The organism is Nocardioides flavescens, assembly GCF_009823805.1.
GTDB lineage: Bacteria > Actinomycetota > Actinomycetes > Propionibacteriales > Nocardioidaceae > Nocardioides > Nocardioides flavescens.
On record NZ_WUEK01000017.1, the window covers coordinates 1 to 23,175 of the forward strand.

Genomic DNA, 23,175 nt, shown 5'->3' on the forward strand with positions numbered 1-23,175 from the left:
CGGAGGTCTTCGTCATCGTCCAGCCGGCACGCCGTACCTAACGTCCGTGGATGGAACAGCTAGCGCGACTTCCTCAACCACCGGTGCTCGGGAGGCTGCTCGGGTCCGCGTCGTCGGTGGTTGAGGAGGGCCGCTAGGCCCGTCTCGAAACCACTCTCGCGGCGCGTGGTTTCGTGACAGTCGCTAGCGCGACTTCCTCAACCACCGGTGCTCGGGAGGCTGCTCGGGTCCGCGTCGTCGGTGGTCGAGGAGGGCCGCTAGGCCCGTCTCGAAACCACTCTCGCGGCGCGTGGTTTCGAGACAGTCGCTAGCGCGACTTCCTCAACCACCGGTGCTCTCGTCGTCCTCGGCCAAGGTCGCGTCGAGGCGCTCGCGGACGCCGTCGAGCCACTGCTGGCAGACGCCGGCGAGGTGCTCGCCGCGCTCCCAGAGGGCGAGCGACTCCTCGAGCGTGGTGCCGCCGTTCTCGAGGCGGCGGACGGTCTCGACGAGCTCCTCGCGGGCCTGCTCGTAGCTCAGCTGCTCGCTCGGCTGGTCGCTGGGCTGGTCACTCATCGGTGGTCTCCAGGGTCTCGGTCTCGGTCGTGGTGGCGTGGACGCGCCCGTCGGCCACCCGCACCGTGACGGCGGCGCCGGGCGGGACCGCGGCGACCGAGGTCACGACGTGGCCGTCGGCGTCCTGCAGGACGGCGTAGCCCCGCTCGAGCGTGGCCAGGGGCGAGAGCGCGCGGGCGCGGGCCCGCTGATGCGCGATGTCGTCGTGGGCCCGGTCGAGGCGGTGCGACAGCGTCCGGCGGGCGCGGTCGCGCAGGCTCGTGAGCTCGGCGACCCGCTCGTCGAGCACGGTGTGCGGGTCGGCGAGCACGGGGCGCGAGCGCAGCGCGTCCAGCCCGGACTGCTCACGCTCGAGCCAGCCCGCGAGGGTGTGGCGCAACCGGCGGCGGGCGGCGTCGACCAGGCGCAGCTCCTCGGCGACGTCGGGCACGACGAGCTTGGCCGCATCTGTCGGGGTGGAGGCGCGCACGTCGGCTGCGAGGTCGAGGAGGGGGGAGTCCTGCTCGTGGCCGATGGCCGAGACGACGGGTGTGCGCATGGCGTGGACGGCGCGCACCAGCGCCTCGTCGGAGAAGGGCAGCAGGTCCTCGACCGAACCGCCGCCGCGGGTCACGATGACGACGTCGACGTCGGGGTGGCGCTCCAGGCGCCCCAGGGCCTCGATGACCTCGCCCGCCGCGCGCTGACCCTGCACCGTCGCGTGCGCCACCTCGAAGGCGACCTGCGGCCACCGGCGCCGGGCGTTGTCGACGACGTCGCGCTCCGCGGCCGAGCCGGGCGCCGTCACCAGTCCGACCCGGCGCGGCAGGAAGGGCAGCGGCCGCTTCAGCTCACGGGCGAACAGGCCCTCCGCCGCCAGCAGCTGCCGGCGCCGCTCGAGCCGAGCCAGCAGCTCGCCCAGGCCGACCATCCGGAGCTCGCGCACCTGCAGCGAGAACGAGCCGCGGTTGGCGTAGTAGGACGGCTTGGCCTGCACGACCACCTGCGCACCCTCGACCAGCGGCGTGGCCAGTGAGTCGACGGTGCTGCGCGGCACGGTCAGTGGCACCGAGATGTCGGCGACCGAGTCGCGCAGCGTCATGAACACCGTCTGCAGCCCCGGGCGCCGGCTGATCTGCGCGATCTGGCCCTCGACCCACACGGCGCCGAGGCGGTCGACGTACTGCGCGACGAGGTTGGCGATCTGGCGCACGGGTGCCGGGGAGTCCGGCGAGGTGTCCAGGGCCATGTCCGTGGAGATTAGGGGATGGCACCGACCCCCGTAGGCTTGAGGCGTGACGACCGACCTCGGGATGCCGCCCGTGCTGCCCACCGACGAGGCCGACCGCGCCGTGCTGCTGGCCGCGCCGCGCGGCTACTGCGCCGGCGTCGACCGCGCCGTGGTGACCGTCGAGAAGGCCCTCGACCTCTACGGCTCGCCCGTCTACGTCCGCAAGCAGATCGTGCACAACAAGCACGTCGTGAGCGACCTCGAGGCGCGCGGCGCCATCTTCGTCGACGAGCTCGACGAGGTGCCCGAGGGGCAGACGGTCGTGTTCTCGGCCCACGGCGTCTCGCCGGCCGTGCACGCGCAGGCCGAGGAGCGCTCGCTCAAGACGATCGACGCCACCTGCCCGCTGGTGACCAAGGTCCACCACGAGGCCCGCCGCTTCGCCTCCGACGACTACGACATCCTGCTCGTAGGCCACGCGGGCCACGAGGAGGTCGAGGGCACCGCGGGTGAGGCCCCCGAGCACATCCAGCTCGTCGAGGGGCCCGACGACGTCGCCTCCATCGTCGTGCGCGACCCGAGCCGGGTCGCCTGGCTCTCGCAGACCACGCTGTCGGTCGACGAGACGCTCGAGACGGTCGCGGCGATCCGCGAGCGGTTCCCGCTGCTGCTCGACCCGCCGAGCGACGACATCTGCTACGCCACGCAGAACCGCCAGCTCGCGGTCAAGGAGATCGCCCGCGAGGCCGACCTGGTGATCGTGGTTGGCTCGGCCAACTCCTCCAACTCCGTGCGGCTCGTCGAGGTCGCCCTGGAGGCCGGTGCGCGGGCCTCCCACCGCATCGACGACGTGAGCGAGATCGACGAGGCGTGGCTCAAAGGCGTGCGCACCGTCTCGGTGACCTCCGGGGCGAGCGTGCCCGAGTCGCTCGTGCAGGACGTGCTGGCCTACCTCGGCGAGCGGGGCTACCCCGACGCCCGCGCGGTGCACACCGCCGAGGAGAGCCTCGTCTTCGCCCTGCCCAAGGAGCTGCGCCGCGACCTCAAGGCCGCCGGCCGCAGCTAGTCCTCAGGGCTTCTTCTTCGGCCGCGGCTTCGTGGTCGGCGCGGCCTTGGGCTGTGCCGGCGGAGCCGTCGGCGGCGCCGGGGTGGTGCCGCGGTCGTCGGTGCCCTCGAGCACGTCGAGGTCGTCGACGTCACCGAGGTCGTCGACCTCGTGGGCCTCGTCCTCGACGTACGCCGGTCCGCGGCGCGGCTCCTCCTCCTCGGCCCGCGAGACGCGCCGGTCGCGGCGGATGGCCAGGAAGACCTGCAGGGCCAGCAGCAGCAGGAGCAACGCGATGCCGGCGACGAACCACTTGGCGTAGGACGTCTCCTCCTCGACCTCCTGGTGCGGAGCGAGCGAGCGGCTGGCGGTGGCGAAGGCCGGGTTGGCCTCGTCGGCGATGACGAGGTCGCCTTCGAGGTCGGCCCACCCGGTGCTGCCGACGAAGTCGACCACCTTGCGGGCCAGGATGCCGTCGGCGGCCTTGTCGCCGGTGGCCCAGCTGCCGAGCATCAGCACGAGGCGGTCGTCGCGGTCGATCGACTCGAGCACGGCGTACGGGTCCTGCGAGGTCACCTCGACGGTGGAGTCCTCGCGGTCCAGCAGCCGGGTCGCGCTCAGCTTGAGCGGCGCGTCGAGGGCCTGGGAGTCGGAGGCGACGGCCCCGATGAAGAGCCCGGAGCGGTCGTCGGCGAGGAACCGGTCCGGCGTCATCAGCTGGATGTCGAGCAGCGACCCGGCGGCCCGCTGGATGTCGACGATGATCGCCGCGGCGTTGATCGCGGCGGTGGCCTCGCCCTGCACGGCCTTGAGGGCGACCGGCAGGGTGCCCTCCAGGATCTGCGGGAACAGCTGGAACCCCTCGGCCTCTCCGGTGCCGGGGGTCACCGCCACCGTCGAGGACGCCGTGTCGATGTCTACCTCGGCGGCCGGCACCGACGCCGGGGTGCAGGCCGAGCCGTCGGGTGCGAGGGCGTTGAGCGTGAGCGACAGGTCGTTGACCGAGCGCAGCTCGTTGGCCGGCACCGAGAAGTCGACGGAGAACGCCGACTCCTGGCCGAGGTTCTGCGAGGCGACGAGCGCACCGTTGGCGCGGATGTCGAGGCGAGCGCCGCTGCCCTCGGCGAACGCCGTGTGGGTGCCTTCGAGGTGCACCTTCATCGAGTCCACGGGCTGGCCGAAGGAGTCCTGGCGCAGCTCGAGGTCGCGGGTCACCGAGCCGTAGCCCGACAGGGTCAGGTCACCGACCTGGAGGCTGCCGAGCGTGCGGGTCGTGGCGGTGTTGCGGGGCTTGGCCTGCTGCGAGGGGTTCTGGGCCGAGGTGCCCGACAGTCCCAGGGTCTCGGTGGACAGCGCCCGCGCGGCGGCGACGAGCGCGTCGCCGGAGCCGGTCAGCGTCAGGGTCGGCACGCCGTTGGTGGAGGAGACCTCGGCGTTGACCTCGCCCGCGGGGCCCGGGGTGAGCACCACGAGGCGCTGGGTGGCGACGACCTTCGTCGACGCGGGCGTCTTGGTGACGAGCGCGATCGGGGTGTCGTCGTCGTACTGCACGGCGAGTGCGGCGACAGCTGTCAGCCCCGCGGTGATGGTGGCCTGGTCGGCGTCCTGCGGGATCTGCACGTTGACCCCGGCCGAGGACGGCGGGAAGAAGGTGCCAGGGGAGGTCGGTGCCGTCTCGACGCCGGTGTACTGCAGGGCGATGCGGCGCAGCGCCGCCGTGCCGGCCGGCGGGGTGCAGGTGGCGCCGGCGGCCGCGACGCCCGCCGTCGAGACCGAGAGCGCGATGGTGCCGTCGGCGACGACGTCGGCGGGGGTGACGGGGATCGAGACCTTGCGGTAGAGCGTCGAGGCCACCGAGAGGACCGGGCGGCCGTTGACGCTGAACACGACGGTGCCGCCTTCGACGAGCGCCGGCTGGGTGAGGATCGCCGAGATGGCGCTCGGCACCACGCCCGACGGCACCGGCACGGAGAACGTGCTCGTGCCGACGTTGTCGCTCGACATCGTGCCCGGCACCAGCGCGGAGTCGGCCTGCGAGGCCGCAGGGGTCGCGAGGACCAGACCGACGCTCAGGGCCGTCGACGCCAGGGTCGCCACGACCACGCGTGTCGTCCCTGCGCGCAGGCGCTGTCGCGCCCGCAGTCCCGTCCCCCGCACGTGCCCTCCTGGACTCTCTCCGGATCCCCGGTGTCGCCTCACCCTACTGACCGCCGCGTCACGGCGTTCTACATTGGCCGAGTGGCCCGGTACCTCGACATCCACCCGGACAACCCCCAGCCGCGGCTGCTGCAGCAGGTCGTCGACGCGCTGCGCGACGACGACGCGCTGATCGCCTACCCGACGGACTCGGGCTACGCCCTCGGCTGCCGGATCGGCAACCGCGACGGCCGCGACCGCATCCTGCGCATCCGCGGGCTCGACGAGCGCCACCACTTCACGCTGGTGTGCCGCGACTTCAGCCAGCTCGGGCACCTCGTGCACGTCGACAACGCGGCGTTCCGCACGGTGCGGGCCGCGACGCCCGGGCCCTTCACGTTCATCCTGCCGGCGACGCCCGAGGTGCCACGCCGCCTGCTGCACCCGAAGAAGAAGACCGTCGGCGTGCGCATCCCCGACCACACGCTGGTGCACGCCCTGCTCGACCTGCTGGGTGAGCCGCTCCTGACCAGCACCTTGATCCTGCCCGGCGAGACCGAGCCGCGCACCAACGGCTGGGACGTCAAGGAGGAGCTCGACCACCAGGTCGACATCGTGGTCGAGGCGGGCGAGACGCCCGCCGAGCCGACCACGGTCATCGACTGGTCGGAGGGAGCACCCGAGGTGCTGCGCGAGGGTGCGGGCGACGCGAGCCGCTTCCTCGGCTGAGCCGCCCGGGCCGCCCGCGCAGCCAGCGCTCGCGCACGGCGAGCAGCGCCAGGCAGAGGGCGTAGCCGAGGGCGAGGGCGAGCCCGTGGGTGGCCAGGCCCCCGACGACGGCCTGCCAGGCGTCGTCGGCCCGGCCCACCCGGTCGAGCGCCAACGGGCGGGTGGTGGCGACCAGGGCGACCACCGCGAGCATGAGCAGCGGTGGGAGCACGCCGACGGTGAAGAAGTCGCCCGGTCGGACCAGCAGCGCGAGGGCCGCGCACACGAGGACGAAGGACACGTCGAAGACCGCGCCGACGTCACCGCCCACCAGGACGTCGGCGGAGACCGCGGTGAGGACGAGCGCGAGGCCCAGGGCCACCACCTGGGGGCCCGGCTGACGGCCCTCCTCCCAGAGGGTGCGGGGCCGGCCCGCGCCGCGCGTCACAGCCCGACCGTACGGCCGAGACCGGGATCGTCGTCGTCCCCACGCCGCTCGACGGCCCTCAGCTCGACCGAGCGCGGGGCGGGCAGGTCGTCGTCGGTGACGGCCAGGTCGCGGAAGCGGCGGGCTGACACCAGCACCCGGGAGTCGAGGGAGCCCATCGCGGCGTTGTAGTGGCCCACCGCGGCGTTGAGCGAGCGGCCGACGCTGTCGAGGTGTCCGTCGAGGGTGGCCAGGCGGGCGTGGAGCTCGCGGCCGAGACGGTGGATCTCGCGGGCCTGGTCGGCGAGCGCCTCGTGGCTCCACCCGTGGGCCACGGTGCGCAGCAGCGCGATCAGGGTCGTGGGGGTGGCGAGCACGACCTGGCGGGTGGCGGCGTGCTCGAGCAGCCGCGGGTCGGCCTCGAGGGCGGCGCCGAGGAAGGACTCGGCGGGCAGGAACAGCACGACGAACTCAGGCGTCTCCGGCAGCGCTCGCCAGTAGGCCTTGGAGCCGAGCAGGTCGACATGGTTGCGCACCTGTCGGGCGTGCCGGGCGAGGTGGCCCGCGCGCAGCTGCTCGTCGTCGGTCGAGGTCGCGTCGAGGTGGGCGTCGAGCGGCACCTTGGCGTCGACCACGACCTGTCGGCCGCCGGCGAGCCGGACGACGAGGTCGGGGCGCTGAGCGCCGTCGTCGAGGCGGACCTGCTCGTCGAAGTCGCACCGGTCGACGAGTCCGGCCAGCTCCACGGCGCGGCGCAGGTGCAGCTCGCCCCACCGCCCGCGCACCTGCGGGCGGCGCAGGGCCGTCGACAGCGACTGGGTCTCGCGGCGCAGCGTCTCGGTGGAATGACGCATGCCGACGACCTGCTCGTTGAGCTGGCCCTGCCAGCTCGCGCGCTGCAGGTCGAGGTCGACGAGCTGGTCGCTGAGCCGGTCGAGGCCCTGCATGACCTCGGCCTGGTCGACCACGCCGCCGACGTACGACGAGCGCGAGCGCGCCCACAGCGCGCCGATGAGCGCGCCCAGCGAGAGCCCGGCCAGCAGGCCCAGCAGCAGCACGCCGATGAGGGTGAGGGTGTCCACGCGCTCAGCATGGACGCGACCACCGACAGTCGTGCTCGACGTGGTCGGTCAGTGGTTTCGAGGAAGGACTTCGTCCTTCCTCAACCACCGGTGACCTCACCACCGCTGGTCGAGGAGGTCGTGCAACGACCGTCTCGAAACCACTCGACGAGCGCGTGGCCTCAGTCGAGGTCGACGACCACCGGGGCGTGGTCGGAGGCGCCCTGCCCGGCGCGCTCCTCGCGGTCGATGAAGCCGTGGACGACGCGCTCGGCGAAGGACGGCGAGCCCAGCACGAAGTCGATGCGCATGCCGCGGTTGCGCTCGAAGCGCTGGCGGTAGTAGTCCCAGTAGGTGAAGACCTCGGGGCCCGGGGTGTGGGGCCGCACCACGTCGACGTACCCGTCGTCGAGGAAGCCCTGGAACGCCGCGCGCTCGGGCGGCGTGACGTGGGTGTCCTTGGCGAACGCCGCGATGTCGTAGACGTCCTCGTCGCGCGGGGCGATGTTCCAGTCGCCCACCAGTGCGGTCGGGGTGTCGATCCAGCCGCGGGCCGCCTCGCGCAGCCGGGCCAGCCACTCGAGCTTGTAGTGGTAGTGCGGGTCGTCGACCTTGCGGCCGTTGGGCACGTAGAGCGACCACACCCGCACCCCGCCGCAGGTGGCGCCGATCGCGCGGGCCTCGGGCGCGACCGGATCGCCGTACCCGGGCATCTCGGGGAAGCCGACCTCGACGTCCTCGATCCCGACGCGCGAGAGCAGGGCGACGCCGTTCCACTGGCTGGTGCCGGAGTAGGCGAACTCGTAGCCGGCCGACTGCAGCCCCATCAGCGGCAGCTGCTCCTCGCGCGCCTTCGTCTCCTGCAGGGCCAGCACGTCGATGTCGTGACGCTCGAGGAACCGCTCGACCCGGTCGATGCGCGAGCGCAGGGAGTTGACGTTCCAGGTGGCGATCCGCACGGGACACGACCCTACGTGGGATCGCCGCACGGGCCTGCGACCCCGTAGCGTGGACCCACATGGAGAAGCTGGCCGCCTGGGCGGTGCACGCCTACACCACCTCCGGGGTGGTGCTGGCGCTGCTCATGGTCCACTTCGCCTACCAGGGTGAGGTCGAGACCGTCCTGTGGCTCTTCCTGGCCGCCATGATCGTCGACGGCTCCGACGGGATGCTGGCGCGCCGGCTGCGCGTCAAGGAGGTCGTGCCGGAGTTCGACGGGGCGCTGCTCGACAACATCGTCGACTACATCACCTACGCGTTCGCCCCGATGGTGCTGCTGTGGGCCACCGGCTACCTGCCGGGAGGGGCCTGGGGCGGCGTCGTCGCGGCGCTGCCGGTCGTGGCGTCGTGCTACCAGTTCTGCCGCAGCGACGCGAAGACCGAGGACCACTTCTTCCTGGGGTTCCCGAGCTACTGGAACATCGCGGCGTTCTACCTGATCGTGCTCGAGGCGAGCACCGTCACGACGACCGTCGTGCTGCTGGTGCTGACCGTGCTGATCTTCGTGCCGGTGAAGTACGTCTACCCCTCGCGCACCGAGGTGCTCTGGTACACCAACATGACGTTCGCGACCGCCTGGCTGGGGGTGTACGCCGTCATCACGGCGCTGCTGCCGGGCGCGCCGCTGTGGCTCGTGCTCGCCTCGCTGGCCTACCCGGCCTACTACGTCGCGCTCAGCCTGTGGCTGACCTTCTGGCCGCCCAACGTCAAGAAGCGCGAGGACGCGATCGCCCTCGCCGCGGAGCCGGCGGCCGAGCCCGCCCCCTGAGGCGCCCCAGGGAGCAGTTCAGTGGAGCAGCTCAGCGGAGCGGCTCAGCGCAGGGCGAGGTGCCCGGAGATCTCGCGGCCCCAGTCGCGACCGGCGTCCTCGGCGATCCGCTCGTCCATGCCCTTCGCGACGTCCTCGGGCCAGGCGACGGTGCCGCGCGGGTCGAGGCGCACGCACAGGAAGATCTCCTCGAAGGCGCACACGACGCGCTCGGAGGTGTCGTCCAGCACGAAGATCTGGGCGTGCGCGGCCTTCTCGGAGCGCCCGATCAGGCGCACCCGCACCGACATCCGGTCGCCGGTGCGCAGCTCGTGGAAGTAGACGAGGTGGTGCTCGGCCGACAGGCAGGCGAGCCCGTCCTTGACCGGCCAGTTCGACGGGATCCCGACGCTGACGAGGGACTCGTCGAGGCCCTCGCTGCCGATGCCGAGGTAGTGACGGACGTTGAGCTGTCCGTTGTTGTCCTCGAACGCGACCGGGACGGGCTGCTCGGCGTACGCCGGCAGGGAGACGAGCTGGCTGTAGCTGGGGTGCTCGGGCATGAGGGTGACCCTAGCCACGCCGGGCTGCCCGCGCTCCGCCGGTGCGGCTCCGGCGCGCCGTACGACCTAGGATCGACGCTCGTGGCTCTCACGATCGGCATCGTCGGACTCCCCAACGCGGGCAAGTCGACCCTCTTCAACGCCCTGACCAAGAACGACGTGCTGGCGGCGAACTACCCCTTCGCCACCATCGAGCCCAACGTCGGCGTCGTGGGGGTGCCGGACGACCGGCTGCCCCGGCTCGCGGAGGTCTTCAGCTCCGAGCGGGTGCTGCCCGCGACCGTCGAGTTCGTCGACATCGCCGGCATCGTCCGCGGTGCCTCGGAGGGAGAGGGGCTCGGCAACCGCTTCCTCTCCCACATCCGCGAGTCCGCCGCGATCTGCCAGGTCACCCGTGTCTTCCGCGACGAGGACGTCACCCACGTGGACGGCGAGGTCAACCCCGCCTCCGACATCTCGACGATCCAGACCGAGCTGATCCTGGCCGACCTGCAGACCCTCGAGAAGGCGATCCCGCGGCTGGAGAAGGAGGCCAAGGGCAAGAAGGAGCTCGGCGCCACCGTCGCCGCCGCCAAGGAGGCGCAGGCCGCGCTCGAGGGCGGCACCCCGCTGACCGCCACCTCGATCGACGTGACGCTGCTGCGCGAGCTGTCGCTGCTCACGGCCAAGCCCTTCATCTACGTCTTCAACTGCGACGCCGACGAGCTCGCCGACGAGGACCTCAAGGCCAAGATGCAGGCGATCGTCGCGCCGGCCGAGGCGATCTTCCTCGACGCGAAGTTCGAGTCCGAGCTCGTCGAGCTCGACGACGAGGACGAGGCCCGCGAGATGCTCGCCGAGATGGGCGTCACCGAGCCCGGCCTCGAGGTGCTCGCCCGCGTCGGCTTCGACACCCTCGGCCTGCAGACCTACCTCACCGCCGGCCCGAAGGAGTCGCGCGCCTGGACCGTGCGCAAGGGCGCCACCGCCCCCGAGGCCGCCGGCGTGATCCACACCGACTTCCAGAAGGGCTTCATCAAGGCCGAGATCGTCTCCTTCGACGACCTCGTCGCCGCCGGCTCCATGCAGAAGGCCAAGGAGCAGGGCAAGGTCCGCATCGAGGGCAAGGACTACGTCATGCAGGACGGCGACGTGGTCGAGTTCCGCTTCAACGTCTGAGCGGGTCCTCGTGACGGTCGTCCGCGCCGAGCAGGGCCGCACGGTGCCCTGGCGCAACGGGCTGGGGACGACGCGGGAGCTGGCGCGGGTCCCCGACTCAGACGACTGGCACTGGCGGCTGTCGATCGCCACGAGCACCGGCCCGGCCGAGTTCTCGTCGTTCCCCGGGGTCGACCGCGAACTGCTGCTGCTGGAGGGCGAGGCGCTCGAGCTGCGGTTCGCCGACGGGCGCACGGTGGGCCTCGGGGTGGGGGAGCGGGTCCGGTTCGCAGGCGAGGACGCCGTGGTCGGCGTCCCCGTCGGGGGAGTCACGCACCAGGTGAACCTGATGTGGCGTCGCGAGCTGTTCTCCGAGGTCGCCCTGGACGTGGTGGAGGCGGGAGCGGCGTTCGAGGTGACGATGCGGCCGGGAGTCTGACGGGTCGCGTCGCCGAAGGCTCAGCGGCCGGTGCGGCGCATCCAGACGATCACGCCGATGACGACGACCAGCACGAGGAGCAGCAGCCAGGGGTGGTTGTGCAGGAGGTAGCCGAACCCGAGGGTCCGCCCGGCGAGGACCGTCACGCGTCGACGGCCTCGGGGTCGTCGGGCGAGAACGGCTCGACAGCGTTGGACTGCGGATCCTCGACCGGATCCGCCGGCGGCTCGGTCTGCGGCTCGCCGCTGGGGTCGACCCCCGGCTCCTCGGGGGCGTCGGGCTCGGGAGGCTCACCGGGGATCGTCGTCATGGGGGAGAGGTACCCGGGCACGTAGCGTCGAGCCGTGAGCAGGCTGGTGCTGATGTGCGGCGTCGCGGGGTCGGGCAAGTCGACGTACGCGCGGCGGCTCGAGGACGCCGGGTGGCTGCGGTTCACGATCGACGGGGCCGCGTGGGAGCTGGGGCTGACCGACGCCCGGGCGGTCACCGACGTGATCGCGCTCGAGGCGCGTCGGCGCCAGCGAGGCCAGATCGCGGACGCGCTGGACGCGGGCCGCGACGTCGTCGTGGACTACTCGTTCTGGTCGCGGCGCCAGCGCGACGACTACCGCGCGCTGGGCCGCGAGCACGGAGCCGAGGTCGAGGTGGTCCACCTCGACACCCCGCCGGACGTCGTACGCCGGCGGCTCGCGGAGCGCCGAGGAGCCCACGCCGACGACTTCACCGTCGACGCGGAGCTCCTCGAGCACTACCTGCGGGTGTTCCGGCCGCCGGGGCCGGACGAGGACGACGTGACCGTCGTGGTCACGCCTTGACGTAGAGCAGCCGCTTGTTGACGAACTCGTCCATGCCGAGCGGGCCGAGCTCGCGGCCGAAGCCGCTGCGCTTGGTGCCGCCGAACGGGATCTCGGCGCCCTCGCCGGCCGGGGTGTTGACGTTGGCCATCCCGACCTCGAGCTCGGAGGCGATCTGCAGCGCGCGGTCGGCGTCGGCGCTGAAGACGGCGCCACCGAGGCCGTAGTCGGTGTCGTTGGCCAGCGCGAGCGCCTCCTCGTCGGAGGTCACGCGGTAGACCACCGCGACCGGGCCGAACAGCTCCTCGCGGAAGGCGCGCATCTCGGGGGTGATCCCGGAGAGCACCGCGGGGGAGTAGTAGGCCGACGGGGCGTCGGCGAGCCGGCCGCCGGCGTGGAGCGTGGCGCCCTTCGAGACGGCGTCCTCGACCTGCGCGGCGAGCGCCTCGGCGGCCGCGCGCGACGACAGCGGGGAGTAGGCGCGCTCGCCGAGGTCCATCGGGTCGCCTGGCTCGAGGCCCTCGGCCTGCTTCGTGAGCTCGGCGACGAACTCGTCGAAGAGCTCCTCGCGCACGATCATGCGCTTGTTGGAGTTGCAGGCCTGGCCGGTGTTGTAGATGCGGGTCTGCCACGCCTGCTCGGCCGCCGCGGCGACGTCGGGGGTGTCGAGCACGACGTAGGGGTCGGAGCCGCCGAGCTCGAGGACGCACTTCTTCAGGTTGCGCCCGGCGATCGCGGCCACGGCCGCGCCCGCCCGCTCGGAGCCGGTCAGCGAGACGCCCTGGACGCGGCGGTCGCCGATGACCTGCTCGATCTGGGGGTGGGAGGCGAAGACGTTCTGGTAGACCCCGCTCGGCACGCCCGCGGCGTCGAAGACCTCCTGCAGCGCCTGCGCGCAGCCCGGCACCGACTCGGCGTGCTTGAGCAGCACCGTGTTGCCGGCGACGAGGTTGGGCGCGGCGAACCGGGCGACCTGGTAGTAGGGGAAGTTCCACGGCATCACGCCGAGCAGCAGCCCGATCGGTCGCTTCTGGATGACCGCCTTGTCGCCGCCGCTCGCGTCGATCGGCTGGTCGGCGGCGAACGCCGGTCCGTTGTCGGCGTAGTAGTCGAAGATGGCTGAGCAGAACTCGAGTTCCTCGAGCGCCTCGCCCTTGGGCTTGCCCATCTCGCGCACCGCGATCTCGGCGAGCCGGTCGGCCTGCTTCTCGAGCTCGCGCGCGACCTTCGTGACCGCCGCGGCCCGCTCCTCGACCGACAGCGCCCGCCAGCTCGCGAACGCCTCGTGACCGCTCGCGAGCGCCGCCTCGAGGTCGCTGTTGCCGATCGTGTCGTATGTCGCCAGCTCCTCTCCGGTGCGCGGGTCGATGGCGCGGTACGCCGGCTCGGTCATGGCAGGTCCTCCCGTAGGTCTGGTGTCGTCGCTTCCCCCGTGTGAGTCCACCGTGCCAGCCGCCTGGGTGGCGGCGCTACGGGTGGTCCGCTCGTCGGCACCCGGGTCGTCGACAGTCGAACTTTCGGGACATGCCGGTGTCCCGAAAGTTCGACTGTCGACCGGCGGTACGCGGGCGAGGCGTCGTGCGGGCGACTGTGCAACTTTCTGGTCACCAGATGACCTGGAAGTTGCACAGACGTCGGCCGACCGGAGGTTGCCGTCGACAGTCGAACTTTCCGGTCACCAGGCGACCCCGGAAGTTCGACAGTCGACCGGACGGGGAGAAGGTGCGCGTCAGAGACCGGGCTCGAGGCCGGCGAGGAGGGCGCGGCGGCTGGCGCGGACGTGCTCGCGCATGACGCGCTCGGCGCTGTCGCCGTCCTTGGCCAGGACGAGCTCGAGGACGACGTGGTGCTCGCGCTCGGACTGCAGGGCGCGGCCGGGCTGGCCGAGGGAGGTGTGGACGAGGCGGGAGTAGGCGAGCTGGTTCATCAGGGTGCGGTAGTGCGCCTCGAGCTTGGTGTTGTCGGCGCCGACGATGAGCAGGTCGTGGAACTCCTGGACGAGCTCGGCGTAGCGGGCGCGGTCGTCGGCGCGGACGGCGAGGTCGCCCTGGTGGACGTTCTCCTCGAGCAGCTCGACCTCGCGGACGCGGCCGCGCTGGGCGAGCAGTCGGGCGGCGGCGCCCTCGAGCAGCTCCTTCATCTCGAACAGCTCGGTGAGGTCGCGGCGCGAGGGGGCGGCGACGAAGGTGCCGACGCGGGGGCGGATCTCGACGAGGCCCTCGGTCTGCAGCTGCTTGAGGGCCTCGCGGACGGGGGTGCGGCTGACGCCGAACTCCTCGGCGAGCGCGACCTCCGACAGCAGGGCGCCGGAGGCGGCGGCTCCGGTGATGATGCGCTGGCGCATCTCGGAGATGACGCGCGACTGGCGGCTGCCGTTGGCGGCGGGGCGCTCCATGGATCGGCTCCTCGGTCCAGGCTCGGGGTGCGGGCTCAGGCGAGGGGGTCGAGGCCCTCGGAGTCGTAGAACCTACCGGCGCTGTAGACCACCGGTGCGGCCTCGCCCACCGACGCGTCCACGACGCGGCAGATGAAGACCGTGTGGGTGCTGGCCTGCAGCCGCTCGCGGATCTCGACCTCCATGTGGGCGCTGCTGCGCGCGAGCACGGGGCTGCCGTGCACGCCGGGCGTCCAGTCGACGCCGGCGAACTTGTCGGCCGACTTGCCGGCGAAGGCGCCCATCACGTCCATCTGCTCGGTAGAGGCGATGTTGATGGCCAGGTGGGTGGCGCGGAACAGGCAGTCGTGGGTCGACGACGTGCGCTGCACGCAGACCATCACGGTCGGCGGGTCGAGCGAGATGTTGGCGAACGCGTTGACCGCGAGCCCGCGCGGGGTCTCGCCGTCCATCGTGGTCACCAGGGTCACGCCGGTGACGAAGCGCCGGTTGACCTGCTTGAGCAGGTCGGCGTCGAGTACGACGGGGGCGGCTGCGGGGGCGGCGACGGACATCGTTGTCTCCTCGGTGTGCGGGTCGGGGGTGGTGGTCACGGGCTCGGGCTCGGGCTCGGTCGCGGGCTCAGGAGTCCTGGCCGACGGTGATGATGCCGAGCGCGCTGAGCAGGCCGCGCGGGTCCCAGGTGACCCGCTCCTCGTGGACGAGCCCGTCGGGGCCGAAGCTCGCGAACGTGGCCCCCGCGACCTCGACGGCCCGGCCGGTGGCCGGGACGCCGAGGAACGGATGGGTGTGGGTGCCGCTGCTGCGCCACCGCACGGCGACCAGGTCGCCGTCGACGGCGAGGTCCTCGATCGTGGTGCTCAGGTCGGGGAACGACGCCCGGGTGGTGACGATCGTGGCCTTGAACTCCTCGAGGGTGAGCCCCTGCTCGTCGCTGCTCGAGCGCCGGCGGTAGTCGGGGGCGAGCAGCCGGTCGAGGGCGGCGACGTCGCCGTCGTCCCAGGCCGCGGCCCAGCACTCGGTGACGAGCGCGCGGCGTTCGTCGGCGGTCTGGCTCACCGGGTCACCTCGGCGACCTCGCGGGCCTCGGCCTTCGCCTGCTCGGCCTCGCGCTTGTCGTTGATCAGCTCGCGCCAGAACGACACGGCGAGCCCGGCGATGATCACCAGGAACGGCGCCGAGGTCACGATCACGGTGTTCTGCAGGGCGTTGAGGCCGCCGGCGAGCATCAGCACGATCGCGGTGATCCCGGTCAGCACGCCCCACAGCACGAGGATCGAACGACGCGGGGTGAGCGAGCCGCCGGAGGTCATCATGGCGAGCACGTAGGTGTTGGCGTCGGCACCGGAGACGAAGAACATCACGACGAGCACGATCGCGACGAACGACGTGATGCTGGCCAGCGGGAAGGCGTCGAGGGTGGCGAAGAACGCCGAGTTGATGTCGGCCGCGGTCTGGGCGCCGATGGTGCCGCCGTCGAACATGTCGACGTGGATCGCGGTGCCGCCGAAGACGGTGAACCAGGTGAAGAAGACGACGGTCGGCACGACCAGCACGCCCATGATGAAGCCGCGGATGGTGCGGCCCTTGGAGATGCGGGCCAGGAAGACGCCGACGAAGGCGCCCCACGACACCCACCACGCCATCATGAAGTAGGTCCACCACTGCATCCACTGGAGGTCGCCGAAGGCGGTGCCCTGCAGGCTCATCCGGAAGAAGTCCGTGGCCCAGGTGCCGACCGACTCGATGTAGAGGTTGGCCAGGAACGCCGTCGGGCCGACGACGAGCATGAAGACGAACAGCGCGGTGGCCAGGCCGGCGGAGCCCTGGCTCAGGAACTTGATGCCCTTGCTGACGCCGGTGACCGCGGACAGCGTGAAGACGGCGGTGACGAAGGCGATGATGAGGACCTGGCTGACGTCGTTGACCGGGATGCCGAACAGCGTGGCCAGGCCGTTGTTGACCTGCAGGGCGCCGAGGCCGAGCGAGGTGGTCGTGCCGAAGAGGGTCGCGAAGACGGCGAGCACGTCGATCGCTTTGCCGACAGGGCCGTCGACGAGGTCGCCGAGCAGCGGGCGGAAGAGCTGGCTCACCAGGGTGGGGCGGCCCTTGCGGTGGGTGGAGTAGGCGATGGCCAGGCCGAAGACGGCGAAGATCGCCCAGGCGTGCAGGCCCCAGTCGAAGTAGGAGTACTGCATCGCGCGCACTGCGGCGGCCGGCGTGCCCGGCTCGGCCAGGCCGTGCGGCGGGGTGTTGAAGTGCGAGATCGGCTCGGCGACGCCGTACGACACCAGGCCGATGCCCATGACGGCGCTCAGGATCATCGCGAACCACGAGATGGTCGAGAACTCCGGGCGGTCCTCGTCGCGGCCGAGCCGGATCTCGCCGTACGGGCTGAAGGCGAGGAAGACCAGGAAGATCAGGATCGCCAGCGTCACGACGAGGTAGCTCCAGCCGAAGCTGGCGGTGATCCAGTTCAGCGAGGACGTCGTGACGTCGTTGAGGTTGTCGGTGAAGAGCACGCCCCACGCGACGAACAGCGCGCAGACCGTCACCGAGGCCGCGAAGACGCTGCCGAGGCGACCGGAGCCCTGCGAGTCGTCGGTCGGAGGCTCGACCGGGGGAGCCGGCGGGGTGTCGAGGTCGCCGGTCGCGGACGGCACCCCGATCATGCGATCGAGATCTGGCGTCTCGATGGACTTCGATGACATGTGGCCTCCCTGGACCTCCACGCGGCCGTCACTGCGACGGTCTTGCATACAACGGGATGCTAGGTAGGTCACATCGAACGTGTCAATGGGGTGACCCGGATCTCCCGCCAGATCACGGTCCGCAAACCCGTTGCCACCGTGTAACGGCCACATCACGCCGGTGCGACCTCGCCCGGCGACATCGAGGCTGCACGACGGTTGACATGCATACAACGCCGCCCGTACGGTCTGTTGCATACATGAAACGAGAGGAACGCTGATGACGGTCGAGCTGGAGAGGCCCCTCGCGTCGCTCGAGGACGCGCCCGCGCTCCCGGCCACGTGGCTGCGCCGGATCGTGGTGCACCGCGAGGAGGTGCTGCTGGAGAACGGCGGCGCGCCGGCGGTGCCCGCCGTGCAGGCGAGCGTGGCGGCGGTCGTGCGCAACCCGTGGGTCGGCACCCCCGCCACCCGCGACCTGGCCCCCGAGGTCGAGGCGATGGCGCCGCGGCTGGCGGTCGAGCTCACCGACCGGCTGCTGCACGCCCTCGGTGGCGTCGACGCCGTCGAGGCGTTCGGCAAGGGGGCCGTCGTCGGCACCCGCGGCGAGATCGAGCACGGCGGGGCCCTGATCCACACGCCGTGGTTCGGCAACCTGGTCCGCGAGTTCCTCGGCGGCCAGTCGATCATCTGCTTCGCCGACGCCCGCGCCGACGCGGGGGAGTCGCTGGTCGTGCCGATGTGGCACAAGGTCGCCGCCGCGACCCGCAGCCACTACCAGACCGTCAGCGCCCGGGTGCCCGACGGCCCGCGTGCGGACGAGATCGTGGTCGTCGTCGCGGGCTCCACCGGCCCGCGCCCGCACGCCCGCATCGGCGACCGCAGCACCGACCCCACCGTGACCGCCGCGACCGCAGCGACCGCAGCCACCGCCGCGAGCGCGCGGCGTACGAGCACCGACCGAGAGGACCCTCGCCCGTGAACGTCCGCAAGATCGTCACCGTCGTCGACGAGGTGCTCACCGAGGGCGGGCGCCCCGTGGAGCCCGCCGCTCGCGTCGCTGTCGTCGCCGCCGTCATCGAGAACCCCTGGTCCGGCCAGGGCTTCGTCGAGGACCTCGCTCCAGGCATCGACGCCCACGCCTCCGACCTCGGCGCCCTGCTCGCCCCGCGGGTGATGGAGGCCCTCGGTGCGGCCCCCGAGGCCTTCGGCAAGGCCGCGGTCGTCGGCCTCGACGGCGAGATCGAGCACGGCTCGGCGCTCATCCACACGCTGAAGTTCGGCGACCACTTCCGCACCGCGGCCTCGGCGACCACGCTGCTGCCCGCGGTCGAGAAGCGTGGCCCCGCCGGCGTGCTCTTCGACATCCCGCTCAAGCACGTCACCGACGCCACGATCCGCTCGCACCACCAGTCCTTCGAGGTGCGCCTGCCCGACGCCCCCCACCCGGGCGAGATCGTGATCGCGCTGGCCGCCGCGGCCCAGGGTCGCCCCCAGCAGCGCCTGGCCGCCCTCTCGACGGAGCAGTGACCGGGTCGTGACCACGACGCTGGTGCTGCTGCACGGGGTGGGCCTCGACCACACCGTGTGGGACGACGTGCGGCCGCTGCTCGAGCGCGCGCTGCCGGGCTGCGAGGTCCGCACGCCGGACCTGCCCGGTCACGGAGACGCCGCCCGGGTCGCCGACGACGTGACGCTCGCCGGGCTCGCCGACGGGGTCGCGGCCGACGTGCCGCCCGGCTCCCACCTCGTCGGGTTCTCCCTCGGCGCGCTGGTCGCGCAGCACCTCGCGATCCACCGCCCCGACCTGGTCGCCTCGCTCACCAGCGTCAGCTCGGTGTGCCGTCGTACGCCGACCGAGCGCGAGGCCGTGCTCGCCCGCCTCCACGTCGCCACCGACGACGTCGACGCGGCGGCGCAGGCCTCCATCCACCGGTGGTACGACGGCACGCAGGTCGCGCCCGGGGCCGTCGAGCGCACCCGCGCGGTGCTGGCCGCCAACGACCCGGCGCAGTTCCTGGCCTGCTACCGCGTGTTCGCCACCGGCGACGCGGAGGTCGCGGACGACCTGCACCGCATCGGCGTCCCGTCGCTGGCCGTCACCGGAGCCGACGACCCGGGCTCGACGCCGGAGATGACCCGCCGCCTGGCCGACGCCGTCCCCGGCTGCCGTGCCGAGGTCGTGCCGGGCGTGCGCCACATGCTGCCTGTCCAGTCACCCGAGGTCCTCGCGCGCCTGGTCGCCGACCTCGTCACTCGCACCCGGAGCCAGGCCCCCACCGAGCCCACCACCGCAGGAGGCGTCCATGCCTGAGACCACGACAGCCACCGCGACCGCGCGCCGCCTGCACCACATCGGCGGCGAGCAGGTCGAGCCGTCCGGCGGCGACTTCTTCGAGAGCCACAACCCCGCGACCCGCGAGGTGCTCTACACCGCCGCCCGCGGCGACGCGAGCGACGTCGACCGTGCGGTGCGCGCCGCGCGCACGGCGTTCGAGGACCCGCGCTGGCGCGACCTGAGCCAGACCAGGCGCGGCCGGCTGCTGCGTCGCCTCGCCGACCTGATCGAGGAGAACGCCGAGGAGCTCGCCCGCACCGAGAGCCTCGACAACGGCAAGCTGCTGCGCGAGATGCGCGGCCAGCTCGCGACGCTGCCGGAGTACTACCACTACTACGCCGGCCTGGCCGACAAGATCCAGGGCGACGTCATCCCGACCTCGGACCGCTCGGTGCTCAACTACACGGTGCGCGAGCCGCTGGGCGTGGTCGGCGCGATCACGCCCTGGAACTCCCCGCTCACGCTCACCACCAGCAAGCTCGCCCCGGCGCTCTGCTCGGGCAACACGATGGTCATCAAGCCGTCGGAGTACACCTCCGCCTCGGTGCTCCGCCTCGCCGAGCTCGTCGAGGAGGCGGGCTTCCCGCCGGGCTGCGTCAACGTCGTCACCGGCTTCGGCGCCGAGGCCGGCCAGGCCCTGGTCGACCACCCCGGCATCGCGAAGGTCTCGTTCACGGGCAGCACCCAGACCGGCTCGCGGATCGCCGCGAACGTCGCGGGGCGCTTCCTCGGCTCGACGCTCGAGCTGGGCGGCAAGTCGCCCAACATCGTCTTCGGGGACGCTGACGTCGCCAACGCTGCGATGGGCGTCATCGCGGGCGTCTTCGCCGCCGCCGGGCAGACCTGCATCGCCGGCAGCCGGGTCTTCGCGCACCGCAGCGTCTACGACGAGCTGCTCGAGCGGGTCGCCGAGCGCGCCGGCACGATCCGCATCGGCGACCCGCTTCGCGACGACACCGAGCTCGGCCCCTTGGCCTTCGCCGACCAGCGCGACAAGGTCGCGGGCTACGTCGACCTCGGCCGCAGCGAGGGCGCGCGCGTCCTCACCGGCGGCGAGGCGACCGACGGCGACGGCCTCGGCGGCTTCTTCTACCGTCCGACCGTGCTGGTCGACGTGCACAACGACATGCGCGTGGTGCGCGAGGAGATCTTCGGCCCGGTCGTGGCGGTCATGCCGTTCGAGACCGAGGACGAGGTCGTGGCGCTGGCCAACGACACGGAGTACGGCCTGGCCGCCGGCGTCTGGACCAACGACCTCGGCCGCGCGCACCGGATGGCCTCGCGGCTGCAGGCCGGCACCATCTGGGTCAACACCTACCGCGCGATGTCGCCGATGTCGCCGCGCCAGGGCTACAAGTCCAGCGGCGTCGGCGTCGAGCACGGCCAGGAGACCATCAAGGAGTACACCCAGCTCAAGAGCGTGTGGATCAACACCAGCTCCGCGCCGCTGGGCGACCCGTTCGTGATGAGGAGCTGAGCGTGCCCCTCGTCGACGTCACCCTCACCGAGGGCCGCAGCCCCGAGCAGGTCCGCGCGCTCATCTCCGCCGTCCACGATGCCGTCGTCACCACCGCCGGCGCCCGCCCCGAGCACGTCCGCGTCATCGTGCGCGAGGTGCCCCGCACCCACTACGCCAGCGGCGACGTCACCGTCGCCGAGCTGTTCTCGAAGGAGCAACCGTGAAGTTCTCGCTGTTCGTGCACATGGAGCGCTGGGACGAGGAGGTGTCGCACCGCGAGCTGTTCGAGAACCTCACCGAGCTCACGCTGCTCGCCGAGTCGGGCGGCTTCAGCACCGTCTGGGTGGGTGAGCACCACTCGATGGAGTACACGATCTCGCCCAACCCGATGCCGATCCTGGCCTACCTCGCCGCGCGTACGACGACCATCCGGCTCGGCGCCGGCACCATCATCGCGCCGTTCTGGAACCCCATCCGCGCGGCCGGCGAGTGCGCCCTGCTCGACGTCATCAGCAACGGCCGCATGGAGGTCGGGCTGGCGCGCGGCGCCTACCAGTTCGAGTTCGACCGGATGGCCGGCGGCCTGCCCGCGACCGACGGCGGCAAGCACCTGCGCGAGCTGGTGCCGGCGGTGCGCGCGCTGTGGCAGGGCGACTACGCCCACGACGGCGAGATCTGGCAGTTCCCGACCTCCACGTCGGTGCCGAAGCCGGTGCAGCAGCCGACCCCGCCGATGTGGATCGCCGCGCGCGACCCCGCGTCGCACGACTTCGCCGTCGAGCAGGGCTGCAACGTCATGGTGACGCCGCTGATGAAGGGCGACGAGGAGGTCGAGGACCTGGTCGGGAAGTTCGAGACCGCGATCGCCGCGCACCCCGAGGTCGAGCAGCGCCCCCAGCTCATGGTGCTGCGCCACACCCACGTGCACGCCGAGTCCGACCCCGAGGGCTGGCGCCCGGCGGCCGAGGCGGTCAACCGCTTCTACCGCACCTTCGACGCGTGGTTCGCCAACTTGACGACGCCGGTCGACGGCTTCCTCGAGCCGAGCCCGGAGTCGAAGTTCGCCGAGCGGCCGGAGTTCTCGCCCGAGTCGCTGCACCGCACCGCGATGATCGGCACGCCCGACGAGGTCATCACCCGCATCAAGCACTACGAGTCGCTGGGCGTCGACGAGTTCAGCTTCTGGATCGACAACGGCCTCAGCCACGAGGAGAAGCGGGCCTCGCTGCAGCTGTTCGTCGACCACGTGGTGCCGGCGTTCTCCTGACGCCCTCCTGGGCGATCTGCTGACGCTAGTCGGAGGAGATCCTCAGCTCGGCGGTGATCCGGGTGCCGGCCACGAGGTCGGCCTCCCACCGCTCGCACACGGTGTCGACGATCTGCAGGCCGCGCCCGCGCAGCGACTCGGAGTCGAACGCTCCGGGTCGCAGCGCGGCGCCGCTGCCGCCGTCGACCACGCTGAGGCGCAGGACCGGTCCCAGCACGCACCAGCCGACCTCGAAGAGCCCGCCGGCGCGGGGCCCGGTCGGCACCGTGGCGAGGGGGGCGCCGTGCTCGACGGCGTTGGCCATCAGCTCGCCGAGCACGATCTCCGCGTCGACGAGGGCGTCGCGGTCGACGCCGAACTCCAGCAGCTCGTCGACCATGCTGCGCCGGGCCGAGACGAGCGACTCCGCCGCGTGCGGCAGGACGAACGTCGTGCACGGCTCGGCGCCGGTGTGGAGCAGGACCACGACGGCTCCTCAGCCGGCCGGGGGCGCGACGGTGGCGGCGACTCCGCTCTCGGAGAGTGCCCGGGCGATCGAGCCGTCGGCCTTGAGCCGCTCGACCTCGGCCGCGACGACGGCGACCGTCTCGGGGTCGGCGTCGCGGGGGAGGGCGACGGCCTGCTGGATCTGCTGGAACGCCGGCTCGAGCACACGCAGCCCGTGCTCGGTGGCGTAGGACTCCATCGGCTGCCTCACCCCGGCGCACACCTCGAGCCCCTGGGTCTCGTAGACCTCGGTGGCGACGTCGCCGCGCACGAGCTCGGCGCGCTGCACGGTGCGGGTGAGGTAGAGGTCGTAGGCCGACCCCTCCTTGACCGCGATCCGCACCCCCTCGCGGTCGACCTCGTCGGCGCTCGTGAGCGGGGAGTCGGCGGCGACGACGTGCACGCCCTCGATCACGACGTACGCCGCGGTGAAGGCGACCTCGGCCTCGCGGGCGGGCTCGCGGGCCAGGAAGGCGACGTCGACCTCGCCGTCGACGAGCGCCGCCAGCGAGTGGCGGGCGCCCTCGACGGTGACCAGCGACAGGGGCACGCCCAGCCGCTCGGCGAGGTGCTCGGCGATCGCGACGGTCACGCCTCGAGGCGCCTCCGGCGTCCCCTGCGCGAGCACGGGGTTGCCGAGGTTGATGACGGCGCGCAGCGTGCCGGTCGGGGCGAGAGCGGGGGCGAGGTCCGGGCTCAGCGAGTCCACGCCCCCGAG

At 72.2% G+C, this 23,175-nt stretch carries 28 protein-coding genes; 12 read left to right on the plus strand and 16 right to left on the minus strand.

Features of this window, described 5'->3' with window-relative positions:
* Positions 1-321: 321 nt before the first annotated feature.
* Positions 322-555, minus strand: coding sequence for an exodeoxyribonuclease VII small subunit (locus tag GRQ65_RS20845; RefSeq protein WP_160879944.1), 234 nt, complete (start codon positions 553-555; stop codon positions 322-324).
* Positions 548-1,783, minus strand: coding sequence for an exodeoxyribonuclease VII large subunit (gene xseA / locus GRQ65_RS20850; protein WP_160879945.1), 1,236 nt, complete (start codon positions 1,781-1,783; stop codon positions 548-550). Before xseA ends, GRQ65_RS20845 begins: the two co-directional genes overlap by 8 nt.
* 64 nt (positions 1,784-1,847) lie before the next feature.
* On the opposite strand from xseA, the gene GRQ65_RS20855 reads away from it, so the two are divergent.
* On the plus strand, positions 1,848-2,831 hold the full coding sequence (locus GRQ65_RS20855; protein ID WP_160880017.1) for a 4-hydroxy-3-methylbut-2-enyl diphosphate reductase: 984 nt from the start codon (positions 1,848-1,850) through the stop codon (positions 2,829-2,831).
* A gap of 3 nt (positions 2,832-2,834) precedes the next feature.
* Here GRQ65_RS20855 and GRQ65_RS20860 read toward each other — a convergent pair whose 3' ends face one another.
* Positions 2,835-4,907, minus strand: coding sequence for a cellulose biosynthesis cyclic di-GMP-binding regulatory protein BcsB (locus GRQ65_RS20860; RefSeq protein WP_160879946.1), 2,073 nt, complete (start codon positions 4,905-4,907; stop codon positions 2,835-2,837).
* 141 nt (positions 4,908-5,048) lie between these two features.
* Here GRQ65_RS20860 and GRQ65_RS20865 point away from each other — a divergent pair, with 141 nt between their 5' ends.
* Entirely contained in the window at positions 5,049-5,675 is a 627-nt protein-coding gene (locus GRQ65_RS20865) for an L-threonylcarbamoyladenylate synthase (RefSeq protein ID WP_160879947.1), read from the plus strand.
* Here the strand turns inward: GRQ65_RS20865 and GRQ65_RS20870 are convergent.
* The 3 genes from GRQ65_RS20870 to GRQ65_RS20880 all read right to left on the minus strand — a co-directional run bounded on the left by GRQ65_RS20870 (position 5,602) and on the right by GRQ65_RS20880 (position 8,101).
* Entirely contained in the window at positions 5,602-6,102 is a 501-nt protein-coding gene (locus tag GRQ65_RS20870) for a DUF6542 domain-containing protein (protein WP_160879948.1), read from the minus strand. The two genes, GRQ65_RS20865 and GRQ65_RS20870, sit on opposite strands and share 74 nt — an antisense overlap.
* The gene (locus tag GRQ65_RS20875) at positions 6,099-7,163 is read right to left on the minus strand and encodes a DNA recombination protein RmuC (RefSeq protein ID WP_337191927.1); all 1,065 of its coding nucleotides are present in this window, start codon (positions 7,161-7,163) and stop codon (positions 6,099-6,101) included. Before GRQ65_RS20875 ends, GRQ65_RS20870 begins: the two co-directional genes overlap by 4 nt.
* Before the next feature lie 161 nt (positions 7,164-7,324).
* Positions 7,325-8,101: an exodeoxyribonuclease III gene (locus tag GRQ65_RS20880; protein ID WP_160879949.1), complete on the minus strand. Its 777-nt coding sequence runs from the start codon at positions 8,099-8,101 to the stop codon at positions 7,325-7,327.
* A gap of 59 nt (positions 8,102-8,160) precedes the next feature.
* Here GRQ65_RS20880 and GRQ65_RS20885 point away from each other — a divergent pair, with 59 nt between their 5' ends.
* Positions 8,161-8,910 carry a CDP-alcohol phosphatidyltransferase family protein gene (locus tag GRQ65_RS20885; protein ID WP_160879950.1) on the plus strand — a complete coding sequence of 250 codons (750 nt, stop codon included), beginning with the start codon at positions 8,161-8,163 and terminating at the stop codon, positions 8,908-8,910.
* 44 nt (positions 8,911-8,954) lie between these two features.
* Here the strand turns inward: GRQ65_RS20885 and GRQ65_RS20890 are convergent, their stop codons facing one another.
* Positions 8,955-9,452 (minus strand): thioesterase family protein, encoded by a 498-nt coding sequence (locus GRQ65_RS20890; protein ID WP_160879951.1) that lies wholly within the window; start codon positions 9,450-9,452, stop codon positions 8,955-8,957.
* A gap of 81 nt (positions 9,453-9,533) precedes the next feature.
* Between GRQ65_RS20890 and ychF the strand changes: the two genes are divergently transcribed.
* Together ychF and GRQ65_RS20900 are read left to right on the plus strand one after the other, a co-directional pair.
* Positions 9,534-10,610 carry a redox-regulated ATPase YchF gene (ychF, locus tag GRQ65_RS20895; protein WP_160879952.1) on the plus strand — a complete coding sequence of 359 codons (1,077 nt, stop codon included), beginning with the start codon at positions 9,534-9,536 and terminating at the stop codon, positions 10,608-10,610.
* A 10-nt stretch (positions 10,611-10,620) separates the two neighbouring features.
* Positions 10,621-11,028 (plus strand): HutD family protein, encoded by a 408-nt coding sequence (locus GRQ65_RS20900; protein WP_160879953.1) that lies wholly within the window; start codon positions 10,621-10,623, stop codon positions 11,026-11,028.
* Positions 11,029-11,048: 20 nt separating this feature from the next.
* On the opposite strand, the gene GRQ65_RS23625 is transcribed toward GRQ65_RS20900, so the two are convergent.
* Together GRQ65_RS23625 and GRQ65_RS20905 are read right to left on the minus strand one after the other, a co-directional pair.
* Entirely contained in the window at positions 11,049-11,174 is a 126-nt protein-coding gene (locus tag GRQ65_RS23625) for a hypothetical protein (RefSeq protein WP_272917799.1), read from the minus strand.
* Positions 11,171-11,338: a hypothetical protein gene (locus GRQ65_RS20905; RefSeq protein WP_160879954.1), complete on the minus strand. Its 168-nt coding sequence runs from the start codon at positions 11,336-11,338 to the stop codon at positions 11,171-11,173. The genes GRQ65_RS23625 and GRQ65_RS20905 overlap by 4 nt, the downstream gene beginning before the upstream one ends.
* Positions 11,339-11,372: 34 nt before the next feature.
* On the opposite strand from GRQ65_RS20905, the gene GRQ65_RS20910 reads away from it, so the two are divergent.
* A complete protein-coding gene (locus tag GRQ65_RS20910) occupies positions 11,373-11,843 on the plus strand; it encodes an AAA family ATPase (RefSeq protein WP_160879955.1) in 471 nt (156 codons plus the stop codon).
* On the opposite strand, the gene GRQ65_RS20915 is transcribed toward GRQ65_RS20910, so the two are convergent.
* The 5 genes from GRQ65_RS20915 to GRQ65_RS20935 form a co-directional block, all read right to left on the minus strand.
* Positions 11,833-13,215 (minus strand): NAD-dependent succinate-semialdehyde dehydrogenase, encoded by a 1,383-nt coding sequence (locus GRQ65_RS20915; protein ID WP_160879956.1) that lies wholly within the window; start codon positions 13,213-13,215, stop codon positions 11,833-11,835. The two genes, GRQ65_RS20910 and GRQ65_RS20915, sit on opposite strands and share 11 nt — an antisense overlap.
* Positions 13,216-13,551: 336 nt before the next feature.
* Positions 13,552-14,217: a GntR family transcriptional regulator gene (locus GRQ65_RS20920; RefSeq protein ID WP_160879957.1), complete on the minus strand. Its 666-nt coding sequence runs from the start codon at positions 14,215-14,217 to the stop codon at positions 13,552-13,554.
* 35 nt (positions 14,218-14,252) lie between these two features.
* Entirely contained in the window at positions 14,253-14,771 is a 519-nt protein-coding gene (locus GRQ65_RS20925) for a flavin reductase family protein (RefSeq protein WP_160880019.1), read from the minus strand.
* A gap of 67 nt (positions 14,772-14,838) precedes the next feature.
* Positions 14,839-15,276, minus strand: a complete 438-nt coding sequence (locus GRQ65_RS20930) for an ester cyclase (RefSeq protein ID WP_160879958.1) — start codon at positions 15,274-15,276, stop codon at positions 14,839-14,841.
* On the minus strand, positions 15,273-16,928 hold the full coding sequence (locus GRQ65_RS20935; RefSeq protein ID WP_202388471.1) for a BCCT family transporter: 1,656 nt from the start codon (positions 16,926-16,928) through the stop codon (positions 15,273-15,275). The genes GRQ65_RS20930 and GRQ65_RS20935 overlap by 4 nt, the downstream gene beginning before the upstream one ends.
* A gap of 259 nt (positions 16,929-17,187) precedes the next feature.
* On the opposite strand from GRQ65_RS20935, the gene GRQ65_RS20940 reads away from it, so the two are divergent.
* From GRQ65_RS20940 to GRQ65_RS20965, 6 genes are read left to right on the plus strand one after another with little or no spacing between them, the layout of a single operon-like run.
* Entirely contained in the window at positions 17,188-17,889 is a 702-nt protein-coding gene (locus GRQ65_RS20940) for an amino acid synthesis family protein (RefSeq protein WP_160879959.1), read from the plus strand.
* Entirely contained in the window at positions 17,886-18,437 is a 552-nt protein-coding gene (locus GRQ65_RS20945) for an amino acid synthesis family protein (RefSeq protein ID WP_160879960.1), read from the plus strand. Before GRQ65_RS20940 ends, GRQ65_RS20945 begins: the two co-directional genes overlap by 4 nt.
* Before the next feature lie 7 nt (positions 18,438-18,444).
* A complete protein-coding gene (locus GRQ65_RS20950; protein WP_160879961.1) occupies positions 18,445-19,221 on the plus strand; it encodes an alpha/beta fold hydrolase in 777 nt (258 codons plus the stop codon).
* On the plus strand, positions 19,214-20,722 hold the full coding sequence (locus tag GRQ65_RS20955; RefSeq protein WP_160879962.1) for an aldehyde dehydrogenase: 1,509 nt from the start codon (positions 19,214-19,216) through the stop codon (positions 20,720-20,722). The genes GRQ65_RS20950 and GRQ65_RS20955 overlap by 8 nt, the downstream gene beginning before the upstream one ends.
* A 2-nt stretch (positions 20,723-20,724) precedes the next feature.
* Positions 20,725-20,928 (plus strand): 2-hydroxymuconate tautomerase, encoded by a 204-nt coding sequence (gene thmT, locus GRQ65_RS20960; RefSeq protein WP_160879963.1) that lies wholly within the window; start codon positions 20,725-20,727, stop codon positions 20,926-20,928.
* Positions 20,925-21,971, plus strand: a complete 1,047-nt coding sequence (locus GRQ65_RS20965) for an LLM class flavin-dependent oxidoreductase (RefSeq protein WP_160879964.1) — start codon at positions 20,925-20,927, stop codon at positions 21,969-21,971. The genes thmT and GRQ65_RS20965 overlap by 4 nt, the downstream gene beginning before the upstream one ends.
* A 25-nt stretch (positions 21,972-21,996) precedes the next feature.
* Here the strand turns inward: GRQ65_RS20965 and GRQ65_RS20970 are convergent, their stop codons facing one another.
* Both GRQ65_RS20970 and GRQ65_RS20975 read right to left on the minus strand, forming a co-directional pair.
* Entirely contained in the window at positions 21,997-22,437 is a 441-nt protein-coding gene (locus tag GRQ65_RS20970) for an ATP-binding protein (RefSeq protein ID WP_160879965.1), read from the minus strand.
* A 9-nt stretch (positions 22,438-22,446) separates the two neighbouring features.
* Positions 22,447-23,166 (minus strand): transporter substrate-binding domain-containing protein, encoded by a 720-nt coding sequence (locus tag GRQ65_RS20975; protein WP_160879966.1) that lies wholly within the window; start codon positions 23,164-23,166, stop codon positions 22,447-22,449.
* Between the last annotated feature and the right edge of the window lie 9 nt (positions 23,167-23,175).

What these genes read in the sequence shown, in the direction of transcription:
- GRQ65_RS20855 (WP_160880017.1), top strand. Translation starts at nt 1,848, where the DNA reads ATGCCGCCCGTGCTGCCCACCGACGAGGCCGACCGCGCCGTGCTGCTG.
- GRQ65_RS20905 (WP_160879954.1), bottom strand. Translation starts at nt 11,338, where the DNA reads ATGACGACGATCCCCGGTGAGCCTCCCGAGCCCGACGCCCCCGAGGAG.
- GRQ65_RS20915 (WP_160879956.1), bottom strand. Translation starts at nt 13,215, where the DNA reads ATGACCGAGCCGGCGTACCGCGCCATCGACCCGCGCACCGGAGAGGAG.
- GRQ65_RS20940 (WP_160879959.1), top strand. Translation starts at nt 17,188, where the DNA reads ATGACGGTCGAGCTGGAGAGGCCCCTCGCGTCGCTCGAGGACGCGCCC.
- GRQ65_RS20955 (WP_160879962.1), top strand. Translation starts at nt 19,214, where the DNA reads ATGCCTGAGACCACGACAGCCACCGCGACCGCGCGCCGCCTGCACCAC.
- GRQ65_RS20845 (WP_160879944.1), bottom strand. Translation starts at nt 555, where the DNA reads ATGAGTGACCAGCCCAGCGACCAGCCGAGCGAGCAGCTGAGCTACGAG.
- GRQ65_RS20935 (WP_202388471.1), bottom strand. Translation starts at nt 16,928, where the DNA reads ATGTCATCGAAGTCCATCGAGACGCCAGATCTCGATCGCATGATCGGG.
- GRQ65_RS20920 (WP_160879957.1), bottom strand. Translation starts at nt 14,217, where the DNA reads ATGGAGCGCCCCGCCGCCAACGGCAGCCGCCAGTCGCGCGTCATCTCC.
- GRQ65_RS20925 (WP_160880019.1), bottom strand. Translation starts at nt 14,771, where the DNA reads ATGTCCGTCGCCGCCCCCGCAGCCGCCCCCGTCGTACTCGACGCCGAC.
- GRQ65_RS20885 (WP_160879950.1), top strand. Translation starts at nt 8,161, where the DNA reads ATGGAGAAGCTGGCCGCCTGGGCGGTGCACGCCTACACCACCTCCGGG.
- GRQ65_RS20890 (WP_160879951.1), bottom strand. Translation starts at nt 9,452, where the DNA reads ATGCCCGAGCACCCCAGCTACAGCCAGCTCGTCTCCCTGCCGGCGTAC.
- xseA (WP_160879945.1), bottom strand. Translation starts at nt 1,783, where the DNA reads ATGGCCCTGGACACCTCGCCGGACTCCCCGGCACCCGTGCGCCAGATC.